Genomic DNA, 14,277 nt, shown 5'->3' with positions numbered 1-14,277 from the left:
CTCGCCACCATCCTCGGAAGCGCCCACGATGATTGACCCTGTCAGCGCGATTCGCGCCTTCAACGCCGGGCGTGATCCGGAGCGCCTGGCGCTGAAGTACCGCGCCATGCGGCAAAACAGTTTCGCCTTCCTGCGTGGAAGCTGCCACCTCTTCTACGACCGGCTGCCGACAACCAAGCTTTTCACCAAGGCGCCGGCCGCCTGGTTGTGCGGCGATCTGCACCTGGAAAACTTCGGCAGCTACAAGGGCGACAACCGCCTGGTGTATTTCGATCTCAATGATTTTGATGAGGCCCTGCTGGGGCCCGTCACCCTTGATCTCGTGCGCATCATCACCAGCATTCTGGTCGGCGCCGAAACCCTGCATGCCAGCGCGAACGACGCGCTGCATCTGTGCCGGGGTTTCGTGGACGCCTATAGCCAGGCCATCCTCGACGGCAAGGCCCGCTGGGTGGAGCGCGAAACGGCGCATGGGCCTGTGCGGCGGTTGCTCGATGACCTGCAGCGCCGCGCGCGCCCGGCGCATCTGGACACGCGCACCGTGCGCAGGGGAAAACGCCGGTTGCTGCGGCTGGATGGCAAGAAGGCCCTTCCCGCTGACGCCGAACAGCGCTCAAGCGTGTCTGCCTTGCTGGAGGCGTTCGCGGCGAGCCAGCCGCATCCGGAGTTCTATACGGTCCTGGATGTGGCCAGGCGCATCGCAGGCACGGGAAGTCTGGGCGTCAACCGTTACGTCATCCTGGTGCAGGGCAAGGGGTCGCCCGATGCGAACTATCTGCTCGACCTCAAGCAGGCATTGCCGTCAGCGCTCAGCGGGCATGTCGCCACGCGCCAGCCCGAGTGGGCCACGCATGCGCATCGCGTTGTCGGCGTGCAGCGGCGCATGCAGGCGGTGTCGATGGCTTTCCTGCAGCCGCTGAAGTGGAAAAGGCAGTCGTATGTCCTGCGCGGCCTGCAGCCTTCGGAAGACCGGGTTGTGCTGGACCGCTCGAGTCAGTCGCTGGGCGAGCTCGAAGGGATCATGCACACGATGGGGCAATTGACCCGATGCGCGACAAGCCTCGCCGTTCGGGGTGGGGAAGTAAAGCGCGGATGCCACAGGCATCCTTGTTGGTCTTGAAGTGGCGCCGCATAAGCTGTACATTAACCCAGTCATGAAGCGACTCCAGGCGTTCAAGTTCGAACTTCGTCCAAACGGTCAGCAGCAGCGCCAGATGCGCCGCTTCGCGGGCGCGTGCCGGGTCGTGTTTAATGAGGCGTTGGCGTTGCAAAAGGCCCGCCACGAGCGGGGTGAGCAAAAGCTCGGCTACGCCGGGCTGTGCAAGGAACTCACGGCATGGCGTAACGGCGCGCCGCTGCCGTCAGGGCGCCGGGCACCCTGGCTGGCCGAGGCGCCCGTGCATCCGTTGCAACAGGCGCTCAAGGATCTGGAACGCGCCTACACCAACTTCTTCGCCAGGCGCGCGGACTTTCCGCGATTCAAGAAGAAGGGCCAGCACGACAGCTTGCGCTACCCGGACCCGAAACAGATCAAGTTCGATCAGGCCAACAGCCGCATCGCTCTGCCCAAGCTGGGGTGGCTGCGCTACCGCAACAGCCGGGACGTGCTCGGTGCGGTGCGCAACGCCACGGTGAGTTTCAGCGCAGGCAAATGGTTTGTGTCGATCCAGACCGAACGTGAGGTCGAGCAGCCGATGCCGAAGGGCGATGCCGTGGGCATCGACGTGGGCGTGGCCCGCTTTGCCACGTTCAGCAACGGCACATTCCTGGCGCCGCTGGGCAGTTTCGGGAAGCACGCGGTGCGGCTTGCGCGGTACCAGCGAGCGATGCGCCGCAAGGTGAAGTTCAGCAAGAACTGGAGGAAAGCGAAGGCCAAAGTCACAAAACTCCACCAGAGGATCGGCAATGCCCGGCGCGACTTCCTGCACAAGGCCACGACCACGATCAGCCAAAACCACGCGATGGTGTGTATCGAGGACTTGCAGGTGAGGAACATGTCCAAGTCCGCAGCAGGCACAACCGAGAAGCCGGGGACGAATGTTCGGGCCAAGTCCGGACTCAACAAATCCATCCTCGATCAAGGCTGGTTCGAGTTCCGCCGCCAACTGGACTACAAGGTCCAGTGGAGCGGCGGTTATCTCATGGCCGTGCCACCGCACAACACGAGCCGCACCTGCCCATGCTGCGGCCACATCGCGGCCGATAATCGCCGCACCCAGGCGCAGTTCAAGTGCGTCGCGTGTGGCTACGCGAATCATGCTGACCTTGTCGGCGCGATCAATATCCTTTCTCGCGGGATGCAAAAACTGCGAGACGAAGGGCAGGACATGGCGCACGCTTGCGCTGGGTGGGAAACCGCAGCCCGGATCGCCTGTGAAGTGAGTGGTGCAGTCAGGCCGCCAGCAGCAGGAACCCACCGAAGCGACTCAGGGACGGTTCAATGCCGCACCTGAGCGCCGTAGGAATCTCCGTCCTTCCCGCGCAAGCGGTGGCCAAAGGCCAAGGGCGGGGAGGAGGTCAAGGCGTGGGCGCAGTTGCGCAGCAGTGGCCGGGGCGGATCGGCGACTGCAGACGCATTGCAGGATTTTGCGATTGGGCGCAAATGGAGTCGGAACCTGATCGCCGCGGCACACGACTGCGCGCAGGCGTGCGTGGCGGACTGGAAGGCCTTTGCCGCGGCATACGACGACGGCGGCTTGCGGGTCTAGGTCCAATACTGTTCAGATACGGAGGATCGGTTGCGGCTGATGGCGTTGATGGAGGGTTTCGCCGCGACGGCGCAAGGGGTAGTTGCTCATCTTGCGCTTGACGCCTCGCGGATTGGTTCGTCCTCGGCTGCTCACGCAGCGGCCGCGGGCGATTTCCTCCAGCAGCGCGTCGCGCCAGTGGGGCAGGCGCTCAGGGGGGAATGGCCGCAGCTTGCGGCATCTTTCGCTTGATCACACGCACCGCATGGGTGAAGCTCAGGCGATCCGGATCGAGCCCGCGCGGCCAGGCGGCCTGCGCCATGAGCTGGCGAATCGCGAAATGCGCCAGAAGCAGTCCCCACAGTTCCTGCTTGACCAGCTCCGGCGTCTTGCTGCGCAAAACGGTGCTGTTGGCGCGCAGGTGCGTCTTGAATTCGGCGAAGACGCTCTCCACTTCCCAGCGCTCGTGGTAGAGCGCGGCCAGTTCGAGCGCGGGAGCCTCCTCGGGATCAAGGATGTTGGTGACCAGTCGGTAGCGGTCCTGCGTGGGCGTGGCCGAGCCGCTCAACGCATAGTCGACGACCCGCACGGTTTGCCCGGTGCGCGCGCGCGTTGGGTCGCCGCTGTCGAACACCGTGCTGAGATAGGAGCCGTCGGGCAGCGTCTTTTCAAGCGGCAGTTTGATCGTGGATCGCACTCTCCAGGCCAGCTTGGCGCCGGTGGCGCACGCCAGGCTCCAGAGCTTGAATCCGTAGAAGCCGCGGTCGGCCAGCACCAGCATGTCTGGCGTCAACTTCCCAGGCAGTAGTTGGCTGGCCATGGCACGTTCGCTCTGGTGATAGGGCGCAATGTCGGCGGCCACCACCGCGTGGGTTCCACACTCCACCAGGCCCAGCAGCCGCGCCTGTGGAAAGGCGCTCTGGCCGCGGGCAGCACCGGGATAGCCGAAATAGTCGGCGTTGGCCGCCTCGTCGGCCACATCCATGCAGCTTCCGTCCAAGGCCATCACGCGCAGTCCGCGATACCAGGCGCCCGGCGCCCCGGGCTGAGCGAGCGGTCGCAACACCCGCTGGGCCAACCGATGCAGGACTTCGGCGCCCAGCCGCGTGCGCGCCTGCGAAATCGCCGATTTGCTGGCTTGGACCGCACCGGCTCGACCCCACCCAGCCATTGCAGGCCCTCGCAGACCACCCGCAGCACTTCCTCCAAAGGCGCTTCGCGCCACAGCGCCAAGGCCATCACGTAGTACACCACCGCCGGTGCAGGTAATAGACGCTCACGCTGACTGGCTCGGCCTGTCTCGCTCAGCACTTCCTCAATCAGCGCCCGCGGACACACGCTGGCGAGCACGCCTGCGCTGATCAGGTGCGCCACATCCACCTGCGCTGCAAGCGTCTTGCGTGTTCTAGCCATGCCCCGCCATCATCCAAGTCTCAATGAGGACGAATTATCGCTGATTACACTCTATCTGAACAGTATTGGGTCTAGGTCAAAGGCCCGCAAGGGTTGGTCGAGAGGCCCGGAACCGGCGCAGTGCGCACCCATGTTGGCAAGACAAGGCAGTCTGGCGGGCTGGCGGATGTCCGAGCCCTGCGGTCGTCGCACGGCGACGAGACGGACTCGAGGCGTGCCGGGTCGCCGTCAAACCAGGCGCAAGTCCAGCGCCGTGCTGCCCGGGAATACGGCTTGCACCTGTTGGGCGCTCAAGCCCCAAAGGCGAGCGAACAGGCCCCCGAGCGCGTTGCGGTCTTCGGTGAGCACCGGGGCATCGCGGTTCTGGTTGAGGGTGCCGGGAGACAGCGTGACTTGCTCGCCGACGATGCGCCCGCCGCGCACGGCACCGCCCAGCACCCAGTAGACCGTGCCGTGGCCGTGGTCGGTGCCGCGATTGCCATTTTCCCGAAACGTGCGCCCGAACTCGCTCAGCACCACGACCACCGTGTCGCGCCAGGCCGGGCCCATGGCATGAGCCAGGGCAGCCAGACCCTGGCCCAGATCACCGAGCTTCGCGGCGAGTTGACCCTTGGCGCCGTTGGCAGCGGCTTCGTTCACATGCGTATCCCAGCCGCCGACGTCGATGAAACCCATGTCGAAGCTTGCGCGCATGAGGCCGCCCACCCGCGCGGCCTCGGCGACGAAACCGCGCGGATCAATGGCCCCGCGACTGGCAGCCATCATCTCGGCTTCCCAGTCCGAGGCCTGCATGTCGCGCATCACCGTGGCGTGCACGGCAAAGCCCTCACGAACCGAGGCGGCTTGCGGGGTGCGGCCCCACATGTGCTCCAGCAGCGTTTGCTCGTGCGTGTCGATGCCGCTGCGGGCAATCTGGCCCATGGCCATGTTGGGCACGCGCTCGGCCCCGCGCAGCGACAGCGGCAGTTGCGCGGTGAAGGCCATGGGCCTCGTGCGGTTTCCGAGCTGCTGCACGAGTCGGTTGAGAAAACCGCTGTTGAAGTCGCGGGTCTGCGGTCCCTGCCCGAGCTCGATGTGATCCTGCGTCTCGAAGTGGCTGCGCGTCATGTCGCGCGTGCCGGCAAACGGCACGAACGCCAGCTGGCCCGCCTGCCACAGCGGCAGCATGCTCGCTTGCAGCGCCGGGTGCAGCGCCCAGTCGGCATCGAGCCGGATTGCGCCGTCGGGGCCGGTGCCCGGGCGCGGTACGGCAATGTGCGGGCGTGCCTCGTAATAGAAGTCGCTGGCGTAAGGCACCAGGACATTGGTCGCGTCGTAGGCGCCGCGCAGGAACACCAGGATGAACTTGGGCCCACCGGGCACGGGCGCGGCCCAGAGCCGGGCCGTGGGCGCCGCCAGCGACAGCGCAGCAGCTTGCAGAAGATGTCGACGTTGCATGGTGATCTCCCAGGGAGTCAGTCGTTCATGAACTCGGGTGATGACAGCCACAGCGCGTTCCAGCGCATGCGCTGGTTGGTCTGAGCCAGGGCCTCCAGCGTGCTCCGTCCCAGATCGGGCTCAGCTGCGAGAAAGACCGTGCTGCGAGCCAGATCAGGCGGAGGGCGTCGCGGCAGTTTGGGCGGCACGCTGCGCTGCGCCGCACCTTGCGTGAGCATGGCCCCCGCCCCGGCCATGGCCGAGCCCGGCTCACCGATGGTGCCGGCGGCGTTCGCGGGGTCGGCTACGGAGCGCGTGCGCAGGAAGGGCGGTGGCGGGCCGAACAACGCCGGGGCGCCAGCGCCGATTTGCTGTGCCACTTCAAAGCGCGTGGTCAGCTGGCCCGGGCTGTCCCAGGTGGCTCCACTCAGTGCAAAGCCGTCGGGTGTTTGCCGTCCGTACAGGGGTTCGCCGAGCCTGTACAGCATGCCGATGAGTGGCTGAGTGTTGGTGATGATGCGCCCGCTGAAGCTGGCGCGCGCGGCCGATACGACATAGCGCATCGGGTCCTTGAACTGGGGCGCGCTCAGGCTTGCAGCAAATTGCGGACTGGTCAGCATGGTGCGCATGACGGCGGCCATGTTGCCCCGCGTGCGCGCCCAGGTTTGCACCATCGCGTTCACCATCGCCGGGTCGGGGCGGTCGCCGACAAAATACTGGGCGAGCTCCATGCTCACATGCCGCGCCGTAGCCGGATCGTCGGCGAGCAGGGTGATGACCTGTTCGATCTCCTCAAGCCCACGTCCCTGCAGCACGTGGCCGAGCACGACCTTGGGGTCGGGATCGTGGCGCGCCGGATTGAAGACGACCAGGCCGTGTTGCCACAGTTCATTGCGCAGGGCGGGGCGCACGTGCACCGGGCGCTCACCGAGGTCCACGCCCAGGCCGGTGAGGGCGCGCGCCAGATTGGTCACATCCGTTTGCGTGTAACCGCCGCCCACGCCCAGCGTATGCAACTCCATGACCTCGCGCGCGTAGTTTTCGTTGACGTGGCCGCGAGCGTTTTGCGCGTTGTTCAGATAAAGCAGCATCTGCGGCGAAAACATGGTCGCCTGCAGCAGATCGCGGAAAGGGCCCAGCGCCCGCGGCGCGATGACGTGCTGGGTGTAGTCAGCCATCATGGGGCCGATGTTGCCGCCGCGGAACACGTTGAAATGGTTCAGCCAGAACCAGGTCAGGCGCTGTTGCAACTGATTGGGGGCGTACACCGCCAGCAGCAGTTGCTGGGTCATCGCTTCCTGAGTGAGCTGGTTCTTGCGCTGATTCAGCGCCTGAAGCGCGGCCTGTGCCTGCTGGGCGTTGATGGCCTGGCCTTCATGCCTGGCTTGCTGAATGGCTTGCATCTGCCGCACGAGCGGGGGAATGAGCTGATTCAGGGGCTGCGTGCACTGCAGGGCGGCGATTTGCTGACGCACCTCGGCTGGAAGGACCGGGCCGGGGTCGGGGCGCAGCTGCGCGTCCAGAAAGCGGGTGGCTCCGACGCGGGAAAGCTCCTGCAATTGCGCAGCGCTTGCCCCCCAGCCAATGCGGTCAAGAAAGGCGACGGGATGAAGGCGCGCGGCCGTATTCAAGACGGCAGCGTCGTGCTGAGCCGACGTCACACCCGGTGCGGAACCCAGGGGTGCGGCCTGCGCCGCACAGCCGGCAAGGACCAATGCCCCCGACGCGGCCAGTGCCCACAAGGAGCCCGCAAGGCGACCAGTGCGTTGCGGGTGGATGGAAGATTTTCTCATCAGTTCATTCCCGGAAAGCCCGGCGGTCAGGCCGGGGCGCAAAAACGTGCCAATGGGTGATCGCGTGTCTCTGCGAGGTGGCGTCCTGCACCGTGGAAAGTCAGGCGCGTCAATCGACGGATGCGTGAGGCCATCGGCGATGCACTGGCCGCGGACACTGATGCAGGGATCGCCTACGGACGGATGCTGCGGCGGATGGCGTTCTCCTGCTGGTTCAGGCCCGCTTGCTGGGACTTGGTGATGAAGCCGCCATTGGCACGCGACATGGCGGCCTGCTCCAGTCGCGTCTGGCGGACTTCGCCGTGCAGGGCGTGCGCCTGCCCTGGCGTCAGTTCGCGTTCCCGGCGCTCGCGGGCGATTCGCTGGTTGAGATGTTGGGTGCGGTCCAGCACCTGGTCGCGCCGCGGGTGGGCGCGTTCCCAGGCGGTTTCGGCATGCGCACTGGCGGCGGCGAGGATTGCAGCGAGCGTCAGCAAGCCAAGCAGGATTGTGTTCAATCGGGTCGAAAAGGGGGTCATGATGCGGTTCCTTGGTTGCCTTTGTGGTGAAGACATGCAGCATGCTGTGCGGGCCATAACGGGTTCGGCGGTGCATCTGGCGACAGGGAACTGAACGCAGTTGTATGCGAATGTGTATGACGCCGGGCGTTGCAGCCCCATCAACGAAGCCGCGCGCGGCCGGAGTGAGCACCCGGCAAATTCACCAGCGGTCTCGAGCGCTGTTCCGAAGGTCCCGATCCTCGGCAGGCAGGCCGCTGTTGAGAGCGAATGCGTGGCAGCGGCGTCCAAACGCGAAAGTCGCCGTGCTGGCGACCCAGGGCGCAACATCGCGAGCGGCGTCGCGTCGGATGGTGCTTTACCCGCGCCGGCTCGATGCAGTGAAGACGCGAGCCCATTGCCTGAGCCACCCGTATCCGCTGACAAGGACGATGCCGGGCAAAATCAGCAATGTCCCGGTCAGAAACCCGGGACTGATCGGCTCACCCAATAGCCATGCTCCCAGCACGATGCCAAACAGCGGAGTCATGAACGAGAGGACGCCCAGCCGAGACGCCAGATAGTGGCGCAGCAGCCAGAACCACGCCAGGAAGTTGGCAAACGACACAATCACCGATTGGAACGCCAGGGCGCCCAAAGCCAGCGGTGTTGGATGGAATGTTGTTTGACCCAGCAAGAAGGCACCGGCCAGCAGGAGCACGAATGCCCCGGCCAATTGGTACAGCAGGGTCTGCGCCGCCGCCAGCCGGGATAAGCCGGTCGCACGCACGACCACCGTCGTGGTGCCCCAGGCGGCACCAGCCAGCAGTGCAAGGAAGTCGCCCAGCAGCACCTGGCCATGTGCGGCCTCGACTTGACGCTGGTGCCCACTCAGGAAAGCCACCGCAATGCCGGCAAACGCCAACGTGATGCCGAGCCACTGCAGTGGGGCCAGCCGCTCGGAGGGCAGCTTCCAGTGAAGGCCCAGCGCGGCAAACACGGGTGCCGTGTAGAGGAAGACCACCAGATGCGCCGCGGAGGTGTGACGCAACGACTCGCTCACGAGCAGGAACTCCAGGGCAAACAACCCTCCCACCGCCAGTCCCGCTCGCCACGAGCCGTCGACGAACGACAGGCGTGTTCCCCGCACGGCCATGAGCACGCTCACCAGGACTGCGGCGAATCCCGAGCGCAGGGCAATTTGCAGGATCGGCGCGATGTCTGCAGCGGTTGCCTTGAGTGCAATTTGCTGCATGGCCCAGACCAGGCAAAGCACAAGCATGAGGCCAATCGCCAGTGCATCGAGCGGTCGACGTGAATCCATGGTGCATTTCGCATCCGTGTGATGATCCCCGCATTGTCCAGCCGGCGCCTACGCTTCATATAGTGAAATTGCGACAATGCATAGCATCAATCGGCCAATGACACGTCATGGACACGCCTTCGATTCATGTGCATCGCCCTCCGTTCAGCGAGGCACTGCCCAGTCCGATTTACTTTCGCGCGGCATCGATGCCCGCTCACGGAACCTATCCTCGGCATCGACATGCCTGGGGCGAGTTCGTCTATGCCTTCACCGGCGTGATGGAGGTCAAGCTTGCCGACCGCCATTACCTTGCTCCTCCCCAATATGGCATCTGGCTGCCACCGCATGTGGAGCATCGGGGCCTGAACAGGCAGGAGGCAAGCCACTGCTCGCTGTATGTCGCACCGGAATTGAGCGGCGCCTTGCCCACGACAAGCTGCGCGCTGATGGTCAATCCACTGCTGCGGGCGCTTCTGGAACATTTGCGCCACCAACCCCCGCGGCTTCCGCCATCGGACGAGGACTCTCGGCTGCTGCAGGTCACGGTCGACCAATTGGCCAGGGCCGAGTGTGCGGGCAGCTTCTTGCCCATGTCAGAAGACGCGCTCTTGCGCCCCATTTTGCAGGCGCTTCAGGCCGAGCCGGGAGCGACACGATCGCTTGCCGAGTGGGCTGGATTCGCGCACACCACGCAGCGAACCCTGATGCGGCGCTGCCGGCGCGAACTGGGCATGTCGCTTGCGGAATGGCGCCAGCGCCTTCGTGCCGTCAAATCCCTGCCGCTGTTGGAGGCGGGGGAGACGGTTGAGCACATCGCGCACGACCTTGGATACGGCTCATCGTCGGCATTCATCGCGATGTTCCGCCGCCTGATGGGGCTGCCCCCCGACGAATACCGCAAGGGATCGGCCCGCGCTCCCGGGGGGTCGTGACCCCAGGCGCTCAGCGCCAGCCACGCACGACGCTGAGCCGACGCGTCCCGGGCATGGGTTTGCCCTGGAAGCCGGCACATCAGGCTGGCATTGCCGTGGGCCCAAGCGGCACACCCGGGCCCTTGCAGGTTTGGCGATCACGTCCGTTGAGCGTTCGCCCTCGCGCGTCATTGGGCGCAGCCGATCCCGCGGATTGGGACGCGGTGTCACGCCGAGGGCGCTGGGGCATCGGGTGCAAAGCGTGGCTGCACGGCGAGCAGCGCCTCGTCCGTCGTTGCCACCAGCCAGCGACGCGCGCTCTGAACCTGGTGCTGGTTGTGATCACGGAACGGTCCCATGACGGGGGCCTCCTTCCACAGCACCGGCGCGGTGCGGCTGGTGCGGGCCGAAGGGGTGCCCACCAGCAGGCTATGCGGTCCAAGCGGCAGCGAGACGAAGGGCAGGGCGGGCTTGGCGCGCACGCGCCAGTCGGTGAACGGCGCGTCGCTGATCAGCAATGCCTGCGGGAGGCTGTAAAAGATGGTGAAGTCGTAGCGCAACAGTTGCTCGCGCACGCCGACCCAGAGTCGCCGCACATCCTCGATGACCGCAGCGCGGATTTCATCGTCAAACAGCGGCTCGAGGGCATAACGCGCGCGAGCCTGCTCGGCATCGCGCTGGTAGGCGCTGATGAGGCCCAGTTCCATGCAGTCCTGGACTGCGCGCTGCACCTCGGCCGCGGAGCCGGCCTCGGCCGGGCGTCCTTGCTGGGCGGCGCGCAAGAGCCGGGCCAGGCCACCTTCGTGAATCGACGGCGCCGTTTTGGCAACCGGCTCGGCGTCCTTGAGCAGCGAGACATACTGGTGGGTCTCGCTTGCGTAATGCGCCTTCTTGCCTTCGTCAAACCGGAGCTCGCCACAGGTGCAGTCCAGGTAACGGGTTCCGACGCGTCCGTGCTCCCAGACCCAGTTGCGCAGAAACGGACGCAGGGCATGCAGGGGTTCGGTCTCAGTCATGGACGGATCCGATCCGCAAGGCGAGCGTGTGACGGGCGAGCATGGCGGATCTCCTGAAGTGGGCGGGGGCCGTGGGCAACATACCGCCGAGCGTACACGCCTTGCCCCGGCAGCGCAGCGATGGCGCAAACCTCCAGGCACCGCAACGCGCCGTCCTGATCCTCCAGACGCGCTGTGTGTCCTGCGCAATGGGCACGGGCAAGACGCCGTGCAGCAGCCCCTCCTCGCCAGGGGCGGGCTGGCGCGGCGAAAGACGCGCGTCGCAGCCGCCACACACTGGATTGCGTCCGAGGCAGCCCGTGCCGCAGTCCGACTTAAGGTTGCAGCGTGGCGTGTTCGACGAGCACAGGGTAGGCGTAGCCCGCGCCGAAGTCGGCATTCGTGCGCACGCTGCCACGTGCCGTCACGACATCACCGAGTTTCGTCGCGCTGCTCGTTGTCACGAGGATCTCATCGGGCTGCGCACTGGCAGCAGCCGATCCGTCGCGCAGGTGAACCCAATTCCTGCCCATGATCTGGGGGTTGTATTTGACGACCCGTCCCCGAATGACAACCGTTTTGCCCTGAAGCTGATTTCTCTGCGCAATGACCTGCGCAATCGTGTAAGCGTTGGGCCCCCGGGCCTTGGCAACCCGAGGATCCGGGCCACCGTCAGCTTGTGCACCTGCAGTGGGTGCAGCCAGCGCGACGGCACCGGTGGCCGGCTCCAGCATGCCCAGGTAGATCGCCGGGAACGTGCGTTTCAACGTCTTGCTTTCGAAGTTCTTCATCAGCACGACGTGATCCACGCTGACATCTTGGCCGACCTTGACCGGGGCCTTGTACACCGCAGCCCAGACATCGCCTGAAGCGGCCTGCAGGTGCAGGTAGGTATAGGCGCCGGCGTCCATGGTCTGGAGCACCTTGCCATGAATGGCATCCGGCACGCCAGGCATGGCCGTCGGACGTTCACTGGCCCACGTCGGTGAGCAAGTCGCAAGAAGAACGCAGATCGTGAGCAAAAACTTCATCATGGTCATCCATCCTCATCAAAGGCCCCATCCCGAGACGGCTCGCTCGGCCCAGGACGCTGCCCGGCATTTGGCTGCGAACCGGCAGGGTCGTGGAGAGCCGTCGCTCAGTTTTCGGCGCGGGGGCAGGGGCGGTCGTGCCAAAGCCGGGATTGGGCGCGGTGTCATGCCTTGCGTCGCACTGCATTGAACCACCACTCGTGCCTGTGCCCCGGCCTGCAAGCGCCGCAAAGCCCGTCGATACCGATGGGCGAAAGTGTCGCCGCAAATGACCGCGTGTGAGCTCAAACATGCCTCTAAATCGACTTTGCATGACCTGGATCAAAGGATGCTCGTCAGGGCCTATTCAAAATACCCCGACCAGTATTACAACGAGCCCAATACACAAACAGGCGGACAACGATCCGCCTAATCTGAGGAGGCGTTTATGAAACTGGCCACACAGCGCAGCGCATCGGGCTTGCATCGCTCGTTCCTGGCGCGCAAGGCACGCATCGCAATGGGGTGGCTGGCGGCGTGGCTGCTCGCTTTGAGCGTGCCGGCGTTTGGCGCCGAGTCAGCCCAGCAATTCGTCAACGCCAATGCGGCGGGCCCGGCGGACGCGCCAACCTGGCACGTCGTGCCCAAGGAAGTGGACGGCCCGGTGGGGCCCGAGACGCCGCAAGACCACAGCAAATTCAAACAACTTCAGGGCCCGTTCACATCGCCCGAACAGGTCACCCGCGCGTGCCTGAGCTGCCACACGCAGGCAGCCAAGCAGGTCATGTCCACCATCCACTGGACCTGGAAGGCGTGGAACCCGAAGACCAAGCAAATGGTGGGCAAGAACGAGATCTACAACACGTTCTGCGTCAGCCCCATCAGCAATGAACAGTTCTGCACGGTGTGTCATGCCGGTTACGGCAGCCAGGATCCAGACAAGTTCATCCCGTTCAGTCAGCGCACCGAGGACCATGTGGATTGCCTGGTGTGCCATGACAAGACGAAGACCTACCGCAAGATTCCGTTCATCGGTGGCAATCCGGCGCTGGCCAAGATCGCGGTGCGGCCCGGCTGCAACGAGGTCTACGGCACGGACAAGGCCTATGTGGAGCCCGAGGATCTGGCCGCGGTGGCCAAGCGCGTGGGGGCGCCCACGCGCTACACATGCGGCATCTGCCACTTTTATGGAGGCGGGGGCGACGGCGTCAAGCATGGCGATCTCGACAGCTCGCTGAATGACCCGCCGCGTGCGCTTGACGTGCACATGGACGCCAAGGGCCTGAATTTCTCGTGCCAGGAGTGTCACAAAACGACGGACCACAACGTCAGCGGCGAGCATTACGCGATCGATGCCGATCCCAAGCAGGGCGCGTACATGCGCGGCGCGGCGCACAACGGCAACGCCGTGACCTGCCAGTCCTGCCACGGTCAGGCGCCGCACGTGGGCGACAACGTGCAGTCCAGCCTGGTGGCGTCGACGCTGAACATGCACACCCGCGATATAGCGTGCGAGACCTGCCACATTCCGCAGTTCGCGCGCGGCGGGCTGCCAACGAAGATGGACTGGAACTACGCCACCGCAGGCAAGCTCGCGCCCAACGGTTCACCGCTGGTCATCATGAATGCGCGCGGCTGGAACACCTACTGGGGGGTGAAGGGCAGCTTCCGCTGGGCCGAAAACGTGGTGCCGCAGTACCGCTGGTTCAATGGCACGGAAACGTGGATGCACATTGGGGAGAAAATCCAGAACCACGAGAAGAACGGCGTCGTGCAGGTCAACGCCATCGAGGGCAGCCCCACCGATGGCCAGTCCAAGATCTGGCCATTCAAGATCCATCACAACAACCAGCCGTATGACACGCGCACAGGCATCCTGGCCATCTTCCATTCGTTTGGATTCGACGAGGATTCCTACACGATGAACTACAACTGGAACACGTCGATTGCCACGGGCATGAAGGCTGCGCACCTGCCGTATTCGGGTCATTACGGGTTTGTGAAGACCGAGATGTATTGGCCGATTGCCCACATGGTGGCGCCGAAGGAAAACGCGCTGCGGTGCGTGCAATGCCACGCAGATCAGGGCCGGCTGCAAAACATCGACGGGGTGTACATGCCGGGACGGCCGCGTGACCATCAGCCGCTGATCGAGCGCCTGGGCCTGCTCGTTGCGGCGCTTGCCCTGGCAGGCGTCGTGATCCACGCGCTCATCCGCATCGGCCTTTGGCTGCGCCGGCGCTGAAACTCACCCGTCAAGGAGACATGAT

10 protein-coding genes and 1 pseudogene are annotated in these 14,277 nt (G+C 65.0%); 4 read left to right on the top strand and 7 right to left on the bottom strand.

Annotated elements, in window-relative coordinates; genetic code table 11:
* Positions 1 to 28: 28 nt before the first annotated feature.
* Positions 29 to 1,120 carry a DUF2252 domain-containing protein gene (locus CD04_RS0104695; protein WP_051848935.1) on the top strand — a complete coding sequence of 364 codons (1,092 nt, stop codon included), beginning with the start codon at positions 29 to 31 and terminating at the stop codon, positions 1,118 to 1,120.
* 34 nt (positions 1,121 to 1,154) lie between these two features.
* Positions 1,155 to 2,453, top strand: a complete 1,299-nt coding sequence (locus CD04_RS0104690; protein ID WP_031404631.1) for an RNA-guided endonuclease TnpB family protein — start codon at positions 1,155 to 1,157, stop codon at positions 2,451 to 2,453.
* A gap of 445 nt (positions 2,454 to 2,898) precedes the next feature.
* Here the strand turns inward: CD04_RS0104690 and CD04_RS21390 are convergent.
* From CD04_RS21390 to CD04_RS0104660, 5 genes and pseudogenes are all read right to left on the bottom strand, one after another.
* Positions 2,899 to 4,100 (bottom strand): annotated as a pseudogene (locus CD04_RS21390) (IS4 family transposase).
* A gap of 228 nt (positions 4,101 to 4,328) precedes the next feature.
* Positions 4,329 to 5,537, bottom strand: coding sequence for a DUF1501 domain-containing protein (locus tag CD04_RS0104675; protein WP_031404630.1), 1,209 nt, complete (start codon positions 5,535 to 5,537; stop codon positions 4,329 to 4,331).
* Between the two features lie 17 nt (positions 5,538 to 5,554).
* Entirely contained in the window at positions 5,555 to 7,309 is a 1,755-nt protein-coding gene (locus CD04_RS0104670) for a DUF1800 domain-containing protein (protein ID WP_051848934.1), read from the bottom strand.
* A 173-nt stretch (positions 7,310 to 7,482) separates the two neighbouring features.
* Positions 7,483 to 7,827, bottom strand: a complete 345-nt coding sequence (locus CD04_RS0104665; protein WP_031404628.1) for a hypothetical protein — start codon at positions 7,825 to 7,827, stop codon at positions 7,483 to 7,485.
* Between the two features lie 337 nt (positions 7,828 to 8,164).
* Positions 8,165 to 9,109 carry a DMT family transporter gene (locus CD04_RS0104660; RefSeq protein ID WP_031404627.1) on the bottom strand — a complete coding sequence of 315 codons (945 nt, stop codon included), beginning with the start codon at positions 9,107 to 9,109 and terminating at the stop codon, positions 8,165 to 8,167.
* Between the two features lie 107 nt (positions 9,110 to 9,216).
* Here CD04_RS0104660 and CD04_RS0104655 point away from each other — a divergent pair, with 107 nt between their 5' ends.
* Positions 9,217 to 10,023, top strand: coding sequence for a helix-turn-helix domain-containing protein (locus CD04_RS0104655; RefSeq protein WP_031404626.1), 807 nt, complete (start codon positions 9,217 to 9,219; stop codon positions 10,021 to 10,023).
* A gap of 206 nt (positions 10,024 to 10,229) precedes the next feature.
* Here the strand turns inward: CD04_RS0104655 and CD04_RS0104650 are convergent, their stop codons facing one another.
* Positions 10,230 to 11,018 (bottom strand): hypothetical protein, encoded by a 789-nt coding sequence (locus tag CD04_RS0104650; RefSeq protein WP_031404625.1) that lies wholly within the window; start codon positions 11,016 to 11,018, stop codon positions 10,230 to 10,232.
* Positions 11,019 to 11,332: 314 nt separating this feature from the next.
* Positions 11,333 to 12,031: a nucleotide-binding protein gene (locus CD04_RS0104645; RefSeq protein WP_197033019.1), complete on the bottom strand. Its 699-nt coding sequence runs from the start codon at positions 12,029 to 12,031 to the stop codon at positions 11,333 to 11,335.
* 424 nt (positions 12,032 to 12,455) lie between these two features.
* Here CD04_RS0104645 and CD04_RS0104640 point away from each other — a divergent pair, with 424 nt between their 5' ends.
* Positions 12,456 to 14,252 (top strand): tetrathionate reductase family octaheme c-type cytochrome, encoded by a 1,797-nt coding sequence (locus CD04_RS0104640; protein WP_051848932.1) that lies wholly within the window; start codon positions 12,456 to 12,458, stop codon positions 14,250 to 14,252.
* Positions 14,253 to 14,277: the final 25 nt, after the last annotated feature.

Origin of the sequence: Thiomonas sp. FB-Cd (assembly GCF_000733775.1) — a bacterium.
Lineage (GTDB): Bacteria > Pseudomonadota > Gammaproteobacteria > Burkholderiales > Burkholderiaceae_C > Thiomonas_A.
This window is presented reverse-complemented; position numbering and strand designations above follow the sequence as displayed.

Coding starts and splice junctions, on each gene's coding strand:
- CD04_RS0104695 (WP_051848935.1), top strand. CDS start 29: ATGATTGACCCTGTCAGCGCGATTCGCGCCTTCAACGCCGGGCGTGAT.
- CD04_RS0104690 (WP_031404631.1), top strand. CDS start 1,155: ATGAAGCGACTCCAGGCGTTCAAGTTCGAACTTCGTCCAAACGGTCAG.
- CD04_RS0104675 (WP_031404630.1), bottom strand. CDS start 5,537: ATGCAACGTCGACATCTTCTGCAAGCTGCTGCGCTGTCGCTGGCGGCG.
- CD04_RS0104670 (WP_051848934.1), bottom strand. CDS start 7,309: ATGAGAAAATCTTCCATCCACCCGCAACGCACTGGTCGCCTTGCGGGC.
- CD04_RS0104665 (WP_031404628.1), bottom strand. CDS start 7,827: ATGACCCCCTTTTCGACCCGATTGAACACAATCCTGCTTGGCTTGCTG.
- CD04_RS0104660 (WP_031404627.1), bottom strand. CDS start 9,109: ATGGATTCACGTCGACCGCTCGATGCACTGGCGATTGGCCTCATGCTT.
- CD04_RS0104655 (WP_031404626.1), top strand. CDS start 9,217: ATGGACACGCCTTCGATTCATGTGCATCGCCCTCCGTTCAGCGAGGCA.
- CD04_RS0104650 (WP_031404625.1), bottom strand. CDS start 11,018: ATGACTGAGACCGAACCCCTGCATGCCCTGCGTCCGTTTCTGCGCAAC.
- CD04_RS0104645 (WP_197033019.1), bottom strand. CDS start 12,031: ATGATGAAGTTTTTGCTCACGATCTGCGTTCTTCTTGCGACTTGCTCA.
- CD04_RS0104640 (WP_051848932.1), top strand. CDS start 12,456: ATGAAACTGGCCACACAGCGCAGCGCATCGGGCTTGCATCGCTCGTTC.